We start from the raw sequence: 15263 nt of genomic DNA on the forward strand, positions 1-15263 counted from the left end.
ATTACGAAGTGGCGGGCGCTGATTTACCATTAAGGGCTCACATGTTTGGTTTCGGATATCTCCCCTACGGACTTGGCTTTCTGCTGACAGTGCTGGCGCTGATTCACTGGATCCGCAGCCGGCCGGGTACTTACTGGCTGTTCATCATCTTCCTGCTACCTACGATCGGTCCGATCATTTACCTGGCGGTTGAGGCGCTGCCGGACATTCGCGACCCGGAGTTTTTCAAGGTATTTCCGCGGCGGCGGAGAATTCGCGAATTGGAAGCCGTGGTCACGGAGAACCCTTCGGCCGGGAATTTCGAGGAGTTGGGGCAGCTGTACCTCGACGAAGGCAAGTGGCAGAAGGCCCGGGACGCCTACAATCGGTCAATTTCGGCGCGGACGGATTCGCCGGACCCATTCTATCGGCGAGGAGTAGCCGAGGTAGAGTTGGGCGAGTACCTGGCGGCGGTTCCGGACCTTGAGCGTGCCGTGCAGACGGATCCGAAATATGATTTCCAGCGCGCAGCGGGGCTGCTGGCGTTCGCCTATGGCAAAACGGGACAGAACGAAAAGGCGGACAAACTGTTCGCCGATGTTGTGCGGACTTCGACGCTGACTGAAACTCAATATCATTATGCGGAATTTCTCGCTGCACAGTGTCGCAAGGCCGAAGCGAAACAGTGGTTGCAGAGAATTATCGCGAAACGCCAGACGCAGCCGGGATTTTTGCGGCGGCGTGAGCGCAAGTGGTATTGGCTGACGCGCAAGCTGATGGCAATGATGTAAAGGCAGTTGCCAGTTCCCAGTTCTCCGTTCTCAGTTTGGCAAAGGTTCTTCGTTCTTCGTCGTTCGTTCATCGTAATAGCACGAAACTCAACAACGTGGCTTACTTCGAATAGGTCGAGTCATCATGGCGGAAATCATTCATTTTGAGTGTGCGCGGTGCGGGGAGAAGATTTCGCCCGCGGGGCCGCAGAATCTTTGTCCGAAGTGCCAAGGGCCACTGTATGTGCGCTATGACATAAAGAAGATAAGCAAAACGTTCCGGCCGGAGTCCCTTGCGGGGCGAGAGCCGACTATGTGGAGGTATCGCGAGGTGCTGCCAGGGGCGGAGCCGGTGACGCTCGGCGAAGGTATGACGCCGATGCTGCCGAGCAGGAAACATCCCGCGGCTTTTATCAAGGACGAGGGTTTGAATCCGACGGGGTCTTTCAAGGCGCGCGGGATGTCGGCGGCGATCACGATGGTTCGGCACTATGGCATAAAGAAGGTTGCGGTGCCATCGGCGGGAAATGCGGCGGGAGCCCTGGCGGCGTACGCAGCGCGTGCGGGAGTGGAAGCATACATCTTCATGCCGAAGGACGTGCCGATCGCGAATCGCATGGAATGCGAGGCATACGGGGCAAAGGTCACGCTGGTCGATGGGCTGATCAGCGATTGCGGGCGCATCGTCGCAGAGCGCAAGCAAGCCGAGGGCTGGTTCGAAGTTTCGACGCTGAAGGAGCCGTTCCGGATCGAAGGCAAGAAGACGATGGGATATGAGATCGCAGAGCAATTCGGATGGAAGCTGCCAGAAGCCGTGATTTACCCGACGGGCGGCGGCGTCGGGCTGATCGGGATGTGGAAGGCCTTCGACGAAATGCAGGAAATGGGATGGATCGGGCCTGAGAGGCCAAAGATGATTTCGGTGCAGTCGACAGGGTGCGCGCCGATTGTGAAAGCATACGACGAAGGTAAGGCTACGAGCGAGATGTGGAAAGACGCTGCGACGGTGGCGAGCGGATTGCGTGTGCCAAAGGCGTTGGGTGACTTCATCGTATTGGACGCGGTGCGCAAAAGCGGCGGGGGGGCCGTGGGCGTGACTGACGAGGAGATCATGGAGTGCTTCTCGGAGTGGGCACGCGATGAAGGCGTGTTTGCCGCGCCGGAGGGGGCGGCGTCGCTCGCAGCATATAAGAAGCTGCGGAAGAGCGGGTTCCTCAGAGAAACCGACCGGACCGTGATGTTCAACACTGGGAGTGGAATGAAGTACTTCGAAGCAGTGGCGGAATACCTGAACATCCCGCTGCCGGCGGCGAAGAAGGAGTTGCCGAAAAGCCGGAACATCGGCGGAATCATACAACCGGTCTAGGTACAAGGAACAAGGTGCAAGGCACAAGAAAACATTGCTATCTTGTATCTTGCACCGTGAACCTTGCACCTTCTTATGACTGAGCGCCTTTACTATCACAATTCATTTCTATACGACTTTGTAGCTGCGCTGGAAGAGGTGCGGACGGTGGATGGCCGCACTGCGCTAGTGCTCGACCGCACTGTTTTCTATCCGACCAGTGGTGGGCAGGTTTTCGACACAGGATGGTTTGAGTTGGAACCGCTGGAGTTGGTGCGCGGGAAGTTCCTGCCGAAGCTGCGGGTGACTGAAGTTGCCGACGCCGAGGATGGCGCGATTCTGCATTTCGTCGAGGGGACGGTTCCTGAAGGCGCGGTGCGGGTGCGCGGGTTTGTCGATGTGGATCGCCGGCGCGACCATATGCAGCAGCACTCTGGGCAGCATCTGCTGTCAGCGGCATTCGTCGAGTTGTTTCAAATGCCGACGGTTTCATTTCACATGGGCGAGGAGAGCTGCACAATCGATCTCGACACGAAGTCGCTGACTGCGGAACAGGTGCGTAAGACCGAGGCGCGAGCGAACGAGGTCATACTCCAGGATCGCACCGTCGGAGTTCATTTCGTCTCTCCCGACAAGGCGCGCGAAATGGGCGTACGGAAGATTCCGCCGGCAGAGCGCGATGAGCTACGCCTGGTGGAGATCAAGGACTTCGACCTGTGCGCGTGCGGCGGAACACACGTTAAGTCGACTGGACAGGTTGGCAGCATACTCTGCCGCAAGGTCGAGAAGGTGAAGCAGGGATTTCGAGTGGAGTTCGTGTCCGGCGAGCGTGCGGTGCGTACAGCGCGAAGGGATTACGAGACACTGGTGGAAAGCGGGGCGCTGTTCTCGACGCATGTGTGGGAAGTTCCGGCATCGATTCGGAAGTTGCTCGATGAGAACAAGGCTGCCGGAAAAGCGCAGCACAGGCTTCTGGAAGAAATTGCTGAGTTGCGGGCGGCGCAGATGATCGCGGCGGTGCAGACCGCCGGCACGGCGGTTATTGCGCAGGTCATCCCCGATCGCGACTTAGTGTTCGTCAAGTTACTGGCGCAGAAGTTGACGCAGTCGCCTCGAGTGGTTGCGCTGCTGGGGGCTGCCAGTGGGCAGGCGGCGTTGGTGTTCGCGCAGTCGCCGGGGTTGCCGAACGATATGGGCGCGCTGATGAAAGAAGCGATGACTAAGTTGGGCGGGCGCGGCGGCGGAAATAAGGATCTGGCGCAGGGCGGAGTGCCAGATTTATCGAAGTTGGAAGAAGCAGTGCGCGAGGCGGCGGCGACGATAAAATGAAAAGACCACATGTGCCAGCAACGGCAGATGCGGGGCACCGATTCGACCCATATGCCTTTTAAGCAGGAACTGAGAGCGGAGAACTAAGAACGGGTTTTTATGGATCAACGTCTCGTACTTATCACGCTGCTGGTCAAGCTCGGCGTTTCGGCCGCGGTGAGCAGCGTGTTGGCGCGTGCGAGGCGGTTCCGGGTGCTGCTGTTCAACGAGAACCGGCCGCTTTCGGAAAACCTGGAGATGGTCGCGCTGATCGCGGTGCCGTATGCACTAGGAGTGATTGTGCGGCACTCGGTCAAGAACTTTCTGGCGGCCGACCTCGCATTCGAGGCTTCTCTCCTGATGGGCGTAATCACCGGGCGGGTTGGCGGAATGACGGGCGCGCTATTTGTTTCCCTGCCCCAGGTTGCGCTTGGCGACTGGACGAATCTGCCGTTGAATGTTGGTGCCGGCCTGGCAGCGGGCTGGATGCGGAGGCTGGCGACGGATCGCGAGGCGATCTGGTCATTCTCGCCCCTGTTTGACCTTTCGATATACCGCTGGATTCGGCGGACGATTGCCAAATCGTTCATCGACTGGCAAACATCCTTTTTCGTCCTAATACTGTGCCTTGAATTCCTATTGTTGCAGGCGAAGCGGGAGTTCCCTCATCACACGTTTGCATTGCTGCCGCAGAACTGGGCTGTGATGGTTGCGATCTATCTGGGCACAGTAATGACGGTGGCGATTGCGCTGAAGGTGTTGAACAACACGCGAATCGAGATGAAGTTGGAAGAGCAGCAGAGGCTGCTCTTGCAGGCACGCATGGACGCGCTGCAGAGCCAGATCAACCCGCACTTCCTGTTCAACACGTTGAACTCGGTTTCGTCGCTAGTGCGATTCGACCCGGACACAGCGCGGATTATGATCGTCAAGCTGTCGAACATTCTGCGCCGGCTGCTGGGTCGCGGCGACAACTTTGTTCGGCTGCGCGATGAGTTCAGCTTCATTGACGATTACCTGGATATCGAGGTCGTCCGCTTTGGGCGCGACAAGCTAAAGGTCGTGAAAGAAGAAGAGCCGGAAAGCCTGGATGCAATCATCCCGAGCATGATTCTGCAACCGCTGGTGGAGAACTCAATTAAGCATGGCATCTCGCCGAAGGTTGACGGCGGCAGTATCTACCTGCGCAGCCGGATCGTGGATGGACGGCTGGTCATTGAGGTTGAAGATGACGGGGTCGGACTGGCTGCGGCGGGCGATGGTGGCGGTACCGGAATCGGCCTCGCGAATGTGAAAGAGCGGCTCAAGGTGCTCTATGGCGATGCGGCATGGATGGAGTTGGAGAGTCGCGAGGGCAACGGAACGGTCGTGCGACTCGTTCTGCCCATGCCAACCGCGGAAGACGAACACTTTCCTTACGAATTTCGTTCGACTACGGCACGGTAAAAGGCTTCATACTTCGGAATAATTTTGCTGGCGCAGAATCGCGATTGCGCGTAGACGCGGCAGCGGCGGCGGACTTCCTGAAGCTTGGCGTCATCCGAGAGAATGCCGATGGTGTAATTGGCCATGGCTTCGATATCGCCGACCTCGGCGAGGAAGCCGGTACGGCCGGACTCGATGACCTCGGGCACGCCGCCGACGTTGGTGGCCACTGGTACGACCTCGCAAGCCATCCCTTCCAATGCGGCTAATCCGAAAGACTCCAACTGGCTCGGCATGAGCATGACGTCGGCGATGCCCAGTTTTTCATGTACGCGATCTTGCTTACCGAGGAAGTGAACCTGGTCGTGGATTCCCTTCTTTATCGCGAGCCATTCGGCTTTCGAGCGGTCGGGGCCGTCGCCGATCATCAGCAGCTTCGCAGGCACTTTCTTCAAGACGCGCTCGAAGATTTCGATCACATCACAGACGCGCTTCACCGGGCGGAAGTTCGACAGGTGGACGAGAATGCGTTCGCCGTCTTTGGCGAACTCGCTGCGCAAGGAAACGTTCTGCCGGGCGGGGACGTAGATATCGCAATTGACGAAATTGGGAATGACTTCGATGTGGCGAGTGATTTCGAATTCCTCGATGGTTCTCTGCTTCAGGTAATTCGAAATTGCGGTGACGCCATCGCTTTGTGCGATGGAGAAGCGCGTTATGGGTAGATAGGACGCGTCCAGGCCTACCAGTGTGATGTCGGTGCCGTGCAGAGTTGTGACGAACGGGAGACGCCGCGGTTTGGCACCGTTGCCGGCGGCCATCATTTGGCGCGCGAGCATGGCACTGACGGAATGCGGGATAGCGTAGTGCACGTGGAGCAGGTCCAGTTCATATAGTTCGGCAACTTCGGCCATGCGCGTTGCGAGCGCGAGATCGTACGGCGGATATTCAAATAGCGGGTAACGAGAAACCTCGACCTCGTGGAAGTGGATGTTCGGGTGCTCCTCGGTGAGGCGGATGGGCTGCGAGTAAGAAATGAAATGCACCTGGTGATCGCGGTTGGCGAGTTCGATGCCGAGTTCGGTCGCGACTACACCACTGCCGCCGTAGGTCGGGTAACAGGTGATTCCTATCCGCATGGAATGTCCGATGAAACGTTATCAAGGTATTAGATTGAGCGGAAGTACAGATCGATGCAAAAGCAACCGTGAAACTGACGATTGACGATTTTCGCATCGACGATTGAAAGAGAATGTCGAATGTCGGAATGAAGAATGAAGAACGGGTCCTTCGACTCCGCACTATACAGCTTCGCTCCACCCGATGACACGATTGAGGCTTACAGTTCGTTGTACGTGATCAGTTCGATGCCGATGGATTCGATGAGGTGTTTGGTTTCGGGTGAGGTGAGGAGTTCGAGTTCATGCAGGCGGGAGACGCGAAGGCGGGTGCGGATTTTGTCCAGATCGGAGTCGTTATAGCCGGGGTGGCAGACGAGTTCCCACGTGCCTTCAGGCATGTTTTCGAGTAGCGCACGAAAGAGCCTGGCGTCGAGATCGCCAGTTGTGATCACGCCCAGGCTACCATCAGGAGTTTTGAAACCGGCGTCTTTGACCAGGTGCAGCCACTTGGATCGCAAAATGCGGAGAGCGCGAACCTGCAGTACGCGCTTCACGAGAGAGAGATTTCGGCGCAAATATGAGACGGGCAGCGGATTTTCGGGTTCGAACGGATTTCGCACACGCGTGATTCCACAGCTTCGGGCAGCGCGCAAAGCAGGGCCGAGAATGTGCGGGAACATGTGCGAGTGCTTGTGCGCATCGAAGTGCGAAGGCTGTATTCCTGCTGACAAGATCTTCTTGAATTGCGCAAGGGCCTCGGTCTCGATTTCGGCAGGATCGAGTTTACGGCGCTGTGCTGCCCACGCGAATTCGCCAATTCCCTGGCGAAACGAGGAGGAGGTTTTCAGCAGGCTGGATACGCGCTCGGGTTGCGTGACGGGCACACCGTCGACGAGCACCAAATGGCAGCCAATGCTGAGGGCTGCTGTCGCGTGCGATCGGATCTGATCAACGGCGTTCGTGAAAGCCGCGCTGTTGGCCATAAGCGTTGAGGAGGTGACGATGCCGTTCGCGTTGGCCTCGAAGATGGCGCGGTTCACTCCGGGTGTTAGGCCGAGATCGTCGGCGTTGATGATGAGACGACGCACGACTCAATATATCGTGCCATCACACGATCAGGCCATCGGGGATCGTAAAGCAATGACGATTGACGATTTTCACATTGACGATTGGACCGCGCAGGGAGGGATCGCACCATTATTTTCAATGCACGGTGGCACGTTGGCTCGATCGCGCGATTTTTTCAGGCGCTTCTGAGGGATTCCTTCGGTTCGGTTTCGCCGAGGTAGAACTTAATTTTTTCGAGCAGTGCCGGGAAGAGTTCTTCTTTTTGCAGACAGGCTTTGACGTCTTTGCCTCCGTCTACCGGACCGTAGCCGGTGACAATGATGACAGGGACCTGCGGATCTTTTTCGTGGATGTGACGTGCCAACTCCAATCCGTTCATGCCTTCCATGCGGAAGTCGGTCACGAGGATATCGAACTTCTGCCGCTCAAATTTTTCAAGTGCTTCCTGGGCGTTGAAGGCGCAGACGGCTTTGTAGCCCTGCATTTCCAGGATCTCGCAACTTAGACGTGCGAGGACTTCGTGATCGTCGACGAAGAGGATAGCTTTCATGGGAACGCACCTTCGCCGCAACGGACAGGGCGCGGCTTTTAAGTTAGTGCAGGTAAGTAGGAGAAAAGATGCCCGGCAGGTCGGAAAAATAAGTCGCAGGTTTGCAAGTCGCAGTCCCAAAAAAACTGCTGTCGAGAGACCCTGATCAGACCTTGAAATCCAATGTTCGGACGGTGGAGCAAGAGTGCCGTAGAATTGACCGACTCGTGCAGGTTTATGTATATTGTTGAAGGCATTGGTTCCGCTTCGAAGCCGCCCTCGTCGAAGAGGTTAAAGCTGCGCCGCAGGGCGCACACGGAGGGCGGTTAGCTCAGCTGGTTAGAGCGCCTGCCTTACAATTTAGTTCCGCGGTTGACAACATACTCTGTTGCATTGAATCCCCCCTAAATTCAACATTTCACTCCAGTTACTCACTAAATGGCGACTCTCCGCACCAAACAAACAGAGTTTGTTTTGCCGTCGCTAAATCCCGGAAGGTCATAACATTACGAAAAAAGTGGCGGAATTAAGCGCCCGGAACAACGTCAGAAACACGACAAAAACAACAAACACTGTCGGGTAACCCGACAGTGTTGTGATGAGTACATGGAATACCCTTTCGGGCATCTTTTCTTCATCTCGCCTCCTTTCAGTCTCACTGCGACTTGTCGCAAAAGGCCTTTCGGCATGACTGATCGGAAGCGCAAATCAAAGTACAGGAACTGACAGCGGACCAAAAGCGCAGTTATCACTGTGTTGTGTGATAACCAACAAACAGAATTCATTGTACAGTCACTCTTATAGTCTGTAGACTCATAGCCATCAGCAACCTAGTCTTCAGCCGTGACTGCGAGAAATACGTTTGACCCGCGAGTGGCGTTTGGCATCGCTGTCCGGAAGATTCGGACGGAGCGAGGGATTTCACAGGAAAGACTTGCTGAACTCGCTGATATCCACCGTACCTATATAGGCGATGTTGAGAGGGGTACGAGGAATGTTGCCCTTGTGAATATGTGCAAGATCGCAGCTGCATTGGACATTCGTTTGAGTGTCTTGATGCACGAAGCTGAAAAGTTGAGATAACTGTTCAGCGTATGCGGCGAAGGTAAGTGGTTGCATAAAAGGGGGCAGTTGTTCATGGACAGACTTAAGGAAAAAAAAGAACAGTTGTTGGAACTTGCGGAGGTACTAAACAAGTTCGCGTCGGAGGCGGTTCAACTTCGGGTACTCGAACTCGTTTTCGCTGAAGAAAACACCAGCCACGAGGAACCGCGTAGGGGCAGTTTGTCAGTAACGAAAAGGCCCCACAGAATAGTTCGGAGAAAACAGGAATCACAGCCGGACACTGAAGGTAAGAAGTGGACAGAGAAGAAAAAAAGAGGAACCGGATCGGGGGCTCCCGCGACGTTAACACAACTCGTGGAAGGCACCTTCTTTGACAGTCCACGCACTATTAACGACATCATCGAGTATTCGAAGCACAACTTGGCACGTACCTTCAAAGCTAACGAATTTTCCGGAAAGCTAGCGCGTTTGGTGCGTAACGGTGCGTTGACGCGAGAGAAGAACGCCGAGAACCAATATGAGTACAAAAAAACATAACTCGGCTCTAGGAACTGCACTTGCAACCGTTCCGGCGAATTTTCGGCAGCGACTGATTACGACCTATTTAGACCTGAAAAAGAACTCTGTAGAGTCCAGATACGATGCGGCCGGACTTGCTGCCGGAAAATTTTGTGAAATCGTATTGAGATTTTTACAACAAAAAATACTCGGAACTTTTACTCCTTTCGGCACAAAGATCAATAACTTCGCAGATGAATGCCAAAGGTTGACATCTGCTCCTGCGACCCAAGGCAACGAGTCAGACCGAGTGGTAATACCACGTGCCCTAGTTTTCTTGTACACGATGAGGAATAAGAGAGGTGTTGGTCACGTCGGCGGCGACGTCGATGCTAATGAAATTGACACCGTCACAATGGCCAGGACCGCGGACTGGATTCTCTGCGAACTGATCAGGATCAATCACGGTCTTTCATTAGAGGAAGCACAAGACATTGTGGACGGCATTTCACTTCGTCAACTGCCGACCATCTGGGAGATTGGTGGTAAGAGACGCGTAATAAAAGATGGACTGAAAGCTCGCGAGGAGGCGCTACTACTCCTCTACTCAACTCAGAACTCGTCAGTTCTCTTTGAAGACTTGAAAGACTGGGTAGAGTATTCGAACGAAAGCAGGTTCAGAGCACTTTTACGGGGCCTACACAAAGAGAGACTGATCGAATTCAGCGAGGAGGACGACTCGGTTGTCTTATCCCCAAAAGGTGCGAAGTATGTAGAAGATAACCTGCTGTAGCGGCCGTCCGACATACGCAATTCCATGGCTTGACGACTATAAGTGGACATGCTATAAGTGTCAGACATGAACCGCGAGTTACACAAGCACGCAGTGCCGGATTGCTACTGGAATGCATTGCCAAATCGCCGCCTCTTCAGAAGGCTGTTTGCGATTTGGGAAGAACTGCCGCTCAAGCGTAAACAAGACCTGCTTGCAATAGGGCGGGTCCTTGCGACTCAGGAGAGGGCGCAGAGACAGACAAAGCATGTAATTACCAAGCAGAGGGTCCAGTGAATCGTAGATGGCGGAGGGTGTTGCGCGATTGGAATCAACCGTTTATATTGAGGAAGGTAAGTCGAGAGGCCCGTTGGGGCGCCTTACTGCTTGTTTCTCTAAGTATCTTAAAACAAAGCATTTAGGGCGGTTAGCTCAGCTGGTTAGAGCGCCTGCCTTACAAGCAGGAGGTCGCAGGTTCGAGTCCTGCACTGCCCACCATTCGCTCTCCACGTGGGACAACGGCGAGAGTTGTTGCCGCAAGTCGTGCGCCTTGGCCGGCCACGCACCGCAGAGATGCGGGGACGTAGTTCAGTTGGTTAGAACGCTGCCCTGTCACGGCAGAGGTCGCGAGTTCGAGTCTCGTCGTCCCCGCCATATTCCTTCAGAAGATCCTGGCTTGCCTGGAAATGCGCTGTCACAGAGTCATTGTGTGGCAGTCTCTTGATGACGTCGGAGCCATACTTAGGGCGCCGGAATATTTGCACGTTTCCGCTCAGTATCGAGTGTTCGACATCACTGAAACTCTGCCCGCGATCTGCTAATAAGACCTTCGGAGAACGTGTAGCTCTCCCCTCCCCGGTTCTCATGGAGGTCGGCATGGCGAATGGGTCGACCATTACCCCCGGCGTCTTCATCGATGACATGATTCCGCGATTTCCTTGCCAGGTCAGCAGACGAGCCTTCTTGCAATTGGGCGGGGCGTGTCTCTGTTTCACTGCTGCGCACGCCATGGCTCGTCCGGCATTTGGCGGTGACGAATCGCGATACCGGAAAGAAGCGAGCTACTACTCCAAGTTGCCCGACAGAATGGTGCAATGCAGGTTGTGTCCGAGAGAATGCGTCGTTCCTCCCGGAGAGCGCGGGTTCTGCCGCGTTCGCGAAAACCGCGCAGGAATTTACTACACCCTGGTGTACTCGCGAGTTGTAGCCCAGCACATCGACCCGATCGAGAAGAAACCGTTCTTCCATTTCCTGCCCGGAACGGTGGCGTACTCGGTTGCGAGCGGTGGATGCAATGTGAACTGCAAGTTCTGCCAGAACTGGCAAATTTCACAGGCGCGCCCAGAGGACCTGCGTGAAGAATACTTGCCCGTCCGGGACATCGCGGTGCAGGCACGCGGCAACCATTGTTCCACTATCGCATATACCTACAGCGAGCCGACTGTCTTTTATGAGTACGTGATGGACGCCGCCGAGACCGGGCATCGCGAAGGCGTGCGCAGCGTGATCGTGAGCAACGGCTTCATTCAGCAGGAGCCTTTGCGGGGGCTCTGCGACCGTTTGGATGCAATCAAAATCGATCTGAAATCGTATTCCGAGAGGTATTACCGCGACGTTGTACGCGGCGAATTGAAACCCGTGCTGGAGACCATTGCGACTGCCCGGCGTCGGGCGAAGTGGCTCGAAATTGTCTATCTGGTGGTTCCGACATTGAACGACAGCGATGCGGAGTTTCGCAACATGGCGCGATGGATGAAGTCGGAGATCGGGATTGACGTACCTGTGCACTTCACTCGTTTCTACCCGCTCTACCTGCTGAAGAATTTGCCACCGACGCCGGTTCCGACGCTCGAGCGTGCGAAGGCGATTGCCGATGCTGAAGGACTGCAATTCGTCTACATAGGCAATGTCCCTGGACACAAGGCTGAGAACACGTACTGTCCGAAATGCCACGAGCTTTTGATTGAGCGGGCTGGATACAGGATTTCACACATCAAATTGGAAAAAGGTAAGTGTAAGAAGTGCGGTCATGCGATTCCCGGGGTGTGGGCCTGATCGGAGGCTTCCATGAAGAATTGTCTGGGGGGTGTGCTCATAGGACTGCTGCTGGTTGCGAGTCCATGCTGCCAAAGTGCAGAACAATCGAAGAACCGTCCCGCTGCCGTAGCAGGCTCTTTCTATCCGGCAGACCCGGCACAGTTAATCGCATTCATTGATAGCGCGCTGGCACGGGCGGACGCTCCCAACATTGATGGAACCGTCATCGGCCTGGTGGCACCACACGCCGGCTACTCGTTTTCGGGCGGCGTGGCCGCATATTCATATGCGGCGGTGAAGGGCAAACACTTCAAGCGCGTGGTAATCATCGGTCCAACGCACGTCGAGCCCATCGGTTTTACTTCTGTTTACGATGGCGACTCCTACTGCACCCCGCTGGGAAAGGTCGAGGTAGATCGCGAGTTTGCTCGCAAACTTGCCCACCTCGATCCATCCATCCGGCTCTCCAGCACAGGTCATGCGATTCATAAGCAACAGTCCGAGCATTCCCTGGAAGTGCAGCTTCCTTTCCTGCAGCGCGCTCTCTCCGGTGAGTTCAAGATCGTTCCCATCGTCATGGGGGAACAGTCGTACGAATCTAGCCGGGCGCTCGGATTGGCTCTCGAGAAGCTTCTGCGAAAAGACAATGACACGCTTCTTGTCGCGAGTTCCGATCTCTCGCACTACCACAAGTATGACGACGCAGGGAGGAAGGATCGTAACCTTCTGAACGCAATTACGCAGAATGACTTCCTTACGGTATCGCGAAATTTAGATATCGGAGTGTGGGAGGCTTGCGGCGGGGCACCCATCGTTGCCGTCATGATCGCAACACAGCACCTCGGCGGATCGGCTCCTCGGCTATTGAAGTACGCAAATTCCGGAGACGTGACGGGCGACAAGTCGCGAGTGGTGGGGTACGCAGCGTTCGCGATCATCAAAGGGCGACCAAAGAACGACCAGAAGGCTTCCGCGCTGAGCGACCAGGATAAGGCAGAACTGCTGAGAATTGCGCGTGCTTCGGTTGAATCTGCGGTACGGGATCACAAGGTGTACGAGCCTGCAGTTCCGGCCACCGGCATTCTGCTGCAGGAGCGCGGAGCTTTCGTCACGCTAAGAGAAAAGGGCGAGCTGCGAGGATGTATCGGATACACGTCACCGATATACCCGTTGTACCAGACGGTTCGCGATGTGGCGGCATTAGCGGCTCTGCGCGACCCGCGGTTTTCGCCTGTCCGGGAAAGTGAGTTGAAGGATCTGCAGTATGAAATCTCGGTGCTGTCTCCCATGCAGCATGTTCTGGACACCAGCACGATAAAGATTGGAGAGCACGGACTATTGATCAGGAAGGGTTCCCGCGAAGGACTCCTGCTTCCACAAGTGCCCGTTGAACAGCGCTGGGACCGCGCGACATTCCTGCAGGAAGTCTCGCTGAAAGCCGGGTTTCCGGGTGAGGCATGGCGGGACGAAGATGCCGACCTGTTTACGTTCACCGCCACCGTGTTCTCCGACCGCGATGTCAGTGCGGCGAAGCGGTAGCGGACCGGAGCAACACAGCAAGCATCACAATCGGCACGGTGTTGGCCAGAGCTGCGAGGGCCGCAGTCTCAATGAATCCGAAAACAGGCAACAGATAAACGCTGATGAAGAGCGCACCTAGCGATGCGCCGGCGAGATCTATGCCGTAGAGAATTCCCGGTGTGTTACTGGCCCCTTTGTTCCCTGCCGTGAACGCTCGCAAAGCCAGAGGGAACTGATATCCTCCAATCGCTCCAGTAAGCAGCGCAATCAGCAGGAATATCCCCTGTACACAAAAAGGAGGCATGGCATTCCCGGGGAGCGTTCCCATCGAGGCAATTAGCGGGGTTGTGAGCAGAATCATGGCGGTCGCCGCCATCTGCGCACCTAACATTGGCCACAGCACACGTGCGTCCTTTGCTGTGCCAGGTCTCAATCGCTTCATTGATCGCCAACTTCCAATGGCCATGCCGGACATGAATCCTGCAGTGATGAGGGCGAGCTCATTGAAGACGTATCCGTGGACCGCCTGGAATCCAAGCAGCAGGATGATTTCGGTCGACATCACCGCCAACCCCATGACAGCGACGGAACTGGCTGCGGCGAGACGAATGCGCGAGGAAATCTCACGAACTCTGACGAATACGGCGATGGCAAGGACGAGCAGGAACAGTACGCACGCCGAGATAGTTCGAACTGGAATCCCCGCTGCCCATTCAAAGCCGCTGCGATACCAACTGGCAAACTGCGTGGCCCACAGCTCGATATCGAAGAAGTACGCTACTGGAACAAAGTCGCGGTTCACGCGGGTGTTTCCTGAGGGCCGAAGTTGCTCCTCGATGTTCGCGATACGATCGGGCGCCATCCGGAATGGGAGGTAGTACTCGCTGACAAACTGGGTATGAACGCCGCGGTCGCGCAGGCGAGATAGGAGTAAGTGCGGGTCGAGGGAAAGCGTCTTGGTCTGCTGCGACGCCAGGAAATGCACAGTCTCGCCGGGTATCACAATGGTGTTTGCGAATACCCCGCGCAAGGTCGCATTGAGACAGCGCAGAAAATCCGCCATCTGCGGGCTCAAATACTCTTCCGAAGCACGCATCTGGAAACCGAAAACGCCGCCAGGCGCGAGATGCGAAGATACCTGCCGGAAGAACTCCTCGGTGTAGAAACGATTGATCTGCCCGGTCTGCGGCTCCGGAAGGTTAAGAATGACCACATCGAAGCGTCGATCGGTCGAGCGAATGAAAAGCCGGCCGTCGATCTCGTGGACGTGAACCCGAGGCGCACTCTCGGCAGGCCACGTCGCCGGGAGAAATTCGCGCGCGAGTTGTACGACAGCCGGATCGAGTTCAACGTAATCGACAGAGGTGACGGTCGGATACTTCAGTATCTCGGCGATACTCCCATTCAAGCCGCCGCCAATCAGCAGAACCGTACTGGGTGAAGGATGCTCCAGGAGCGGAAAATGCACCGCTTCCTCGGCGAATGCCTCGTCTGGCGCGGTGAACAGAACGATTCCGTTTTGAACGATACTGCGGTTCCCCTCTGTTTCAATCACTGCGAGGCTGCCGTAAGGGGAGGTCCGGGAGGCGAGGACTTTGAAACCCGGCCACAGCTTCGACACTGATATACGTTCGAGTCGCGCCGAGACAAAAGCGCAGCCAACAGTCGCGGCTAGCGCGATCAGGCTGATAATCCACCGAATTCTTGGCGCCGTAAACCCAAGCCAGATTGCTGCCAGAACATTCGCAGCGCCAACAAACGTCGCAATCTGAAGCGAACCGAAATAATGAATAAACAGAATGCTGGCGAGCACTCCGCCGAACGT

Annotated in this window: 13 protein-coding genes and 2 tRNA genes; 11 read left to right on the top strand and 4 right to left on the bottom strand. The window is 55.8% G+C overall.

The features are described 5' to 3' along the window. The first annotated feature begins 41 nt into the window (after positions 1–41). The 4 genes from ROO76_08550 (at position 42) to ROO76_08565 (ending at position 4848) form a co-directional block, all read left to right on the top strand. A complete protein-coding gene (locus ROO76_08550; protein ID MDT8068203.1) occupies positions 42–770 on the top strand; it encodes a tetratricopeptide repeat protein in 729 nt (242 codons plus the stop codon). 124 nt (positions 771–894) lie between these two features. Beyond that, positions 895–2115: a threonine synthase gene (locus tag ROO76_08555; protein ID MDT8068204.1), complete on the top strand. Its 1221-nt coding sequence runs from the start codon at positions 895–897 to the stop codon at positions 2113–2115. Between the two features lie 75 nt (positions 2116–2190). Further along, the gene (locus ROO76_08560; GenBank protein ID MDT8068205.1) at positions 2191–3423 is read left to right on the top strand and encodes a DHHA1 domain-containing protein; all 1233 of its coding nucleotides are present in this window, start codon (positions 2191–2193) and stop codon (positions 3421–3423) included. A 99-nt stretch (positions 3424–3522) separates the two neighbouring features. Continuing rightward, positions 3523–4848, top strand: coding sequence for a histidine kinase (locus tag ROO76_08565; GenBank protein MDT8068206.1), 1326 nt, complete (start codon positions 3523–3525; stop codon positions 4846–4848). On the opposite strand, the gene bshA is transcribed toward ROO76_08565, so the two are convergent. From bshA to ROO76_08580, 3 genes are all read right to left on the bottom strand, one after another. Then, the gene (gene bshA / locus ROO76_08570; GenBank protein MDT8068207.1) at positions 4818–5966 is read right to left on the bottom strand and encodes an N-acetyl-alpha-D-glucosaminyl L-malate synthase BshA; all 1149 of its coding nucleotides are present in this window, start codon (positions 5964–5966) and stop codon (positions 4818–4820) included. The genes ROO76_08565 and bshA overlap by 31 nt on opposite strands. Positions 5967–6166: 200 nt before the next feature. Continuing rightward, a complete protein-coding gene (locus ROO76_08575) occupies positions 6167–7036 on the bottom strand; it encodes a ChbG/HpnK family deacetylase (protein MDT8068208.1) in 870 nt (289 codons plus the stop codon). Positions 7037–7191: 155 nt separating this feature from the next. Then, the gene (locus tag ROO76_08580) at positions 7192–7566 is read right to left on the bottom strand and encodes a response regulator (GenBank protein ID MDT8068209.1); all 375 of its coding nucleotides are present in this window, start codon (positions 7564–7566) and stop codon (positions 7192–7194) included. Positions 7567–8418: 852 nt separating this feature from the next. Here ROO76_08580 and ROO76_08585 point away from each other — a divergent pair. The 7 genes from ROO76_08585 (at position 8419) to amrB (ending at position 13456) form a co-directional block, all read left to right on the top strand. Further along, a complete protein-coding gene (locus tag ROO76_08585) occupies positions 8419–8628 on the top strand; it encodes a helix-turn-helix transcriptional regulator (GenBank protein MDT8068210.1) in 210 nt (69 codons plus the stop codon). 54 nt (positions 8629–8682) lie between these two features. Next, on the top strand, positions 8683–9147 hold the full coding sequence (locus ROO76_08590) for a hypothetical protein (GenBank protein MDT8068211.1): 465 nt from the start codon (positions 8683–8685) through the stop codon (positions 9145–9147). Further along, entirely contained in the window at positions 9128–9901 is a 774-nt protein-coding gene (locus ROO76_08595) for a hypothetical protein (protein MDT8068212.1), read from the top strand. The genes ROO76_08590 and ROO76_08595 overlap by 20 nt, the downstream gene beginning before the upstream one ends. 400 nt (positions 9902–10301) lie before the next feature. Next, positions 10302–10378 (top strand) — tRNA-Val (locus tag ROO76_08600). 79 nt (positions 10379–10457) lie between these two features. Next, positions 10458–10534 (top strand) — tRNA-Asp (locus ROO76_08605). A 222-nt stretch (positions 10535–10756) separates the two neighbouring features. Further along, entirely contained in the window at positions 10757–11935 is a 1179-nt protein-coding gene (gene amrS / locus ROO76_08610; GenBank protein ID MDT8068213.1) for an AmmeMemoRadiSam system radical SAM enzyme, read from the top strand. A gap of 12 nt (positions 11936–11947) precedes the next feature. Next, positions 11948–13456, top strand: a complete 1509-nt coding sequence (gene amrB, locus ROO76_08615; GenBank protein MDT8068214.1) for an AmmeMemoRadiSam system protein B — start codon at positions 11948–11950, stop codon at positions 13454–13456. On the opposite strand, the gene ROO76_08620 is transcribed toward amrB, so the two are convergent. Continuing rightward, a partial coding sequence (locus ROO76_08620; protein MDT8068215.1) for a fused MFS/spermidine synthase occupies positions 13437–15263 on the bottom strand: 1827 nt, incomplete at its 5' end. The genes amrB and ROO76_08620 overlap by 20 nt on opposite strands.

This window comes from Terriglobia bacterium (assembly GCA_032252755.1).
Classification (GTDB): domain Bacteria; phylum Acidobacteriota; class Terriglobia; order Terriglobales; family Acidobacteriaceae; genus JAVUPY01.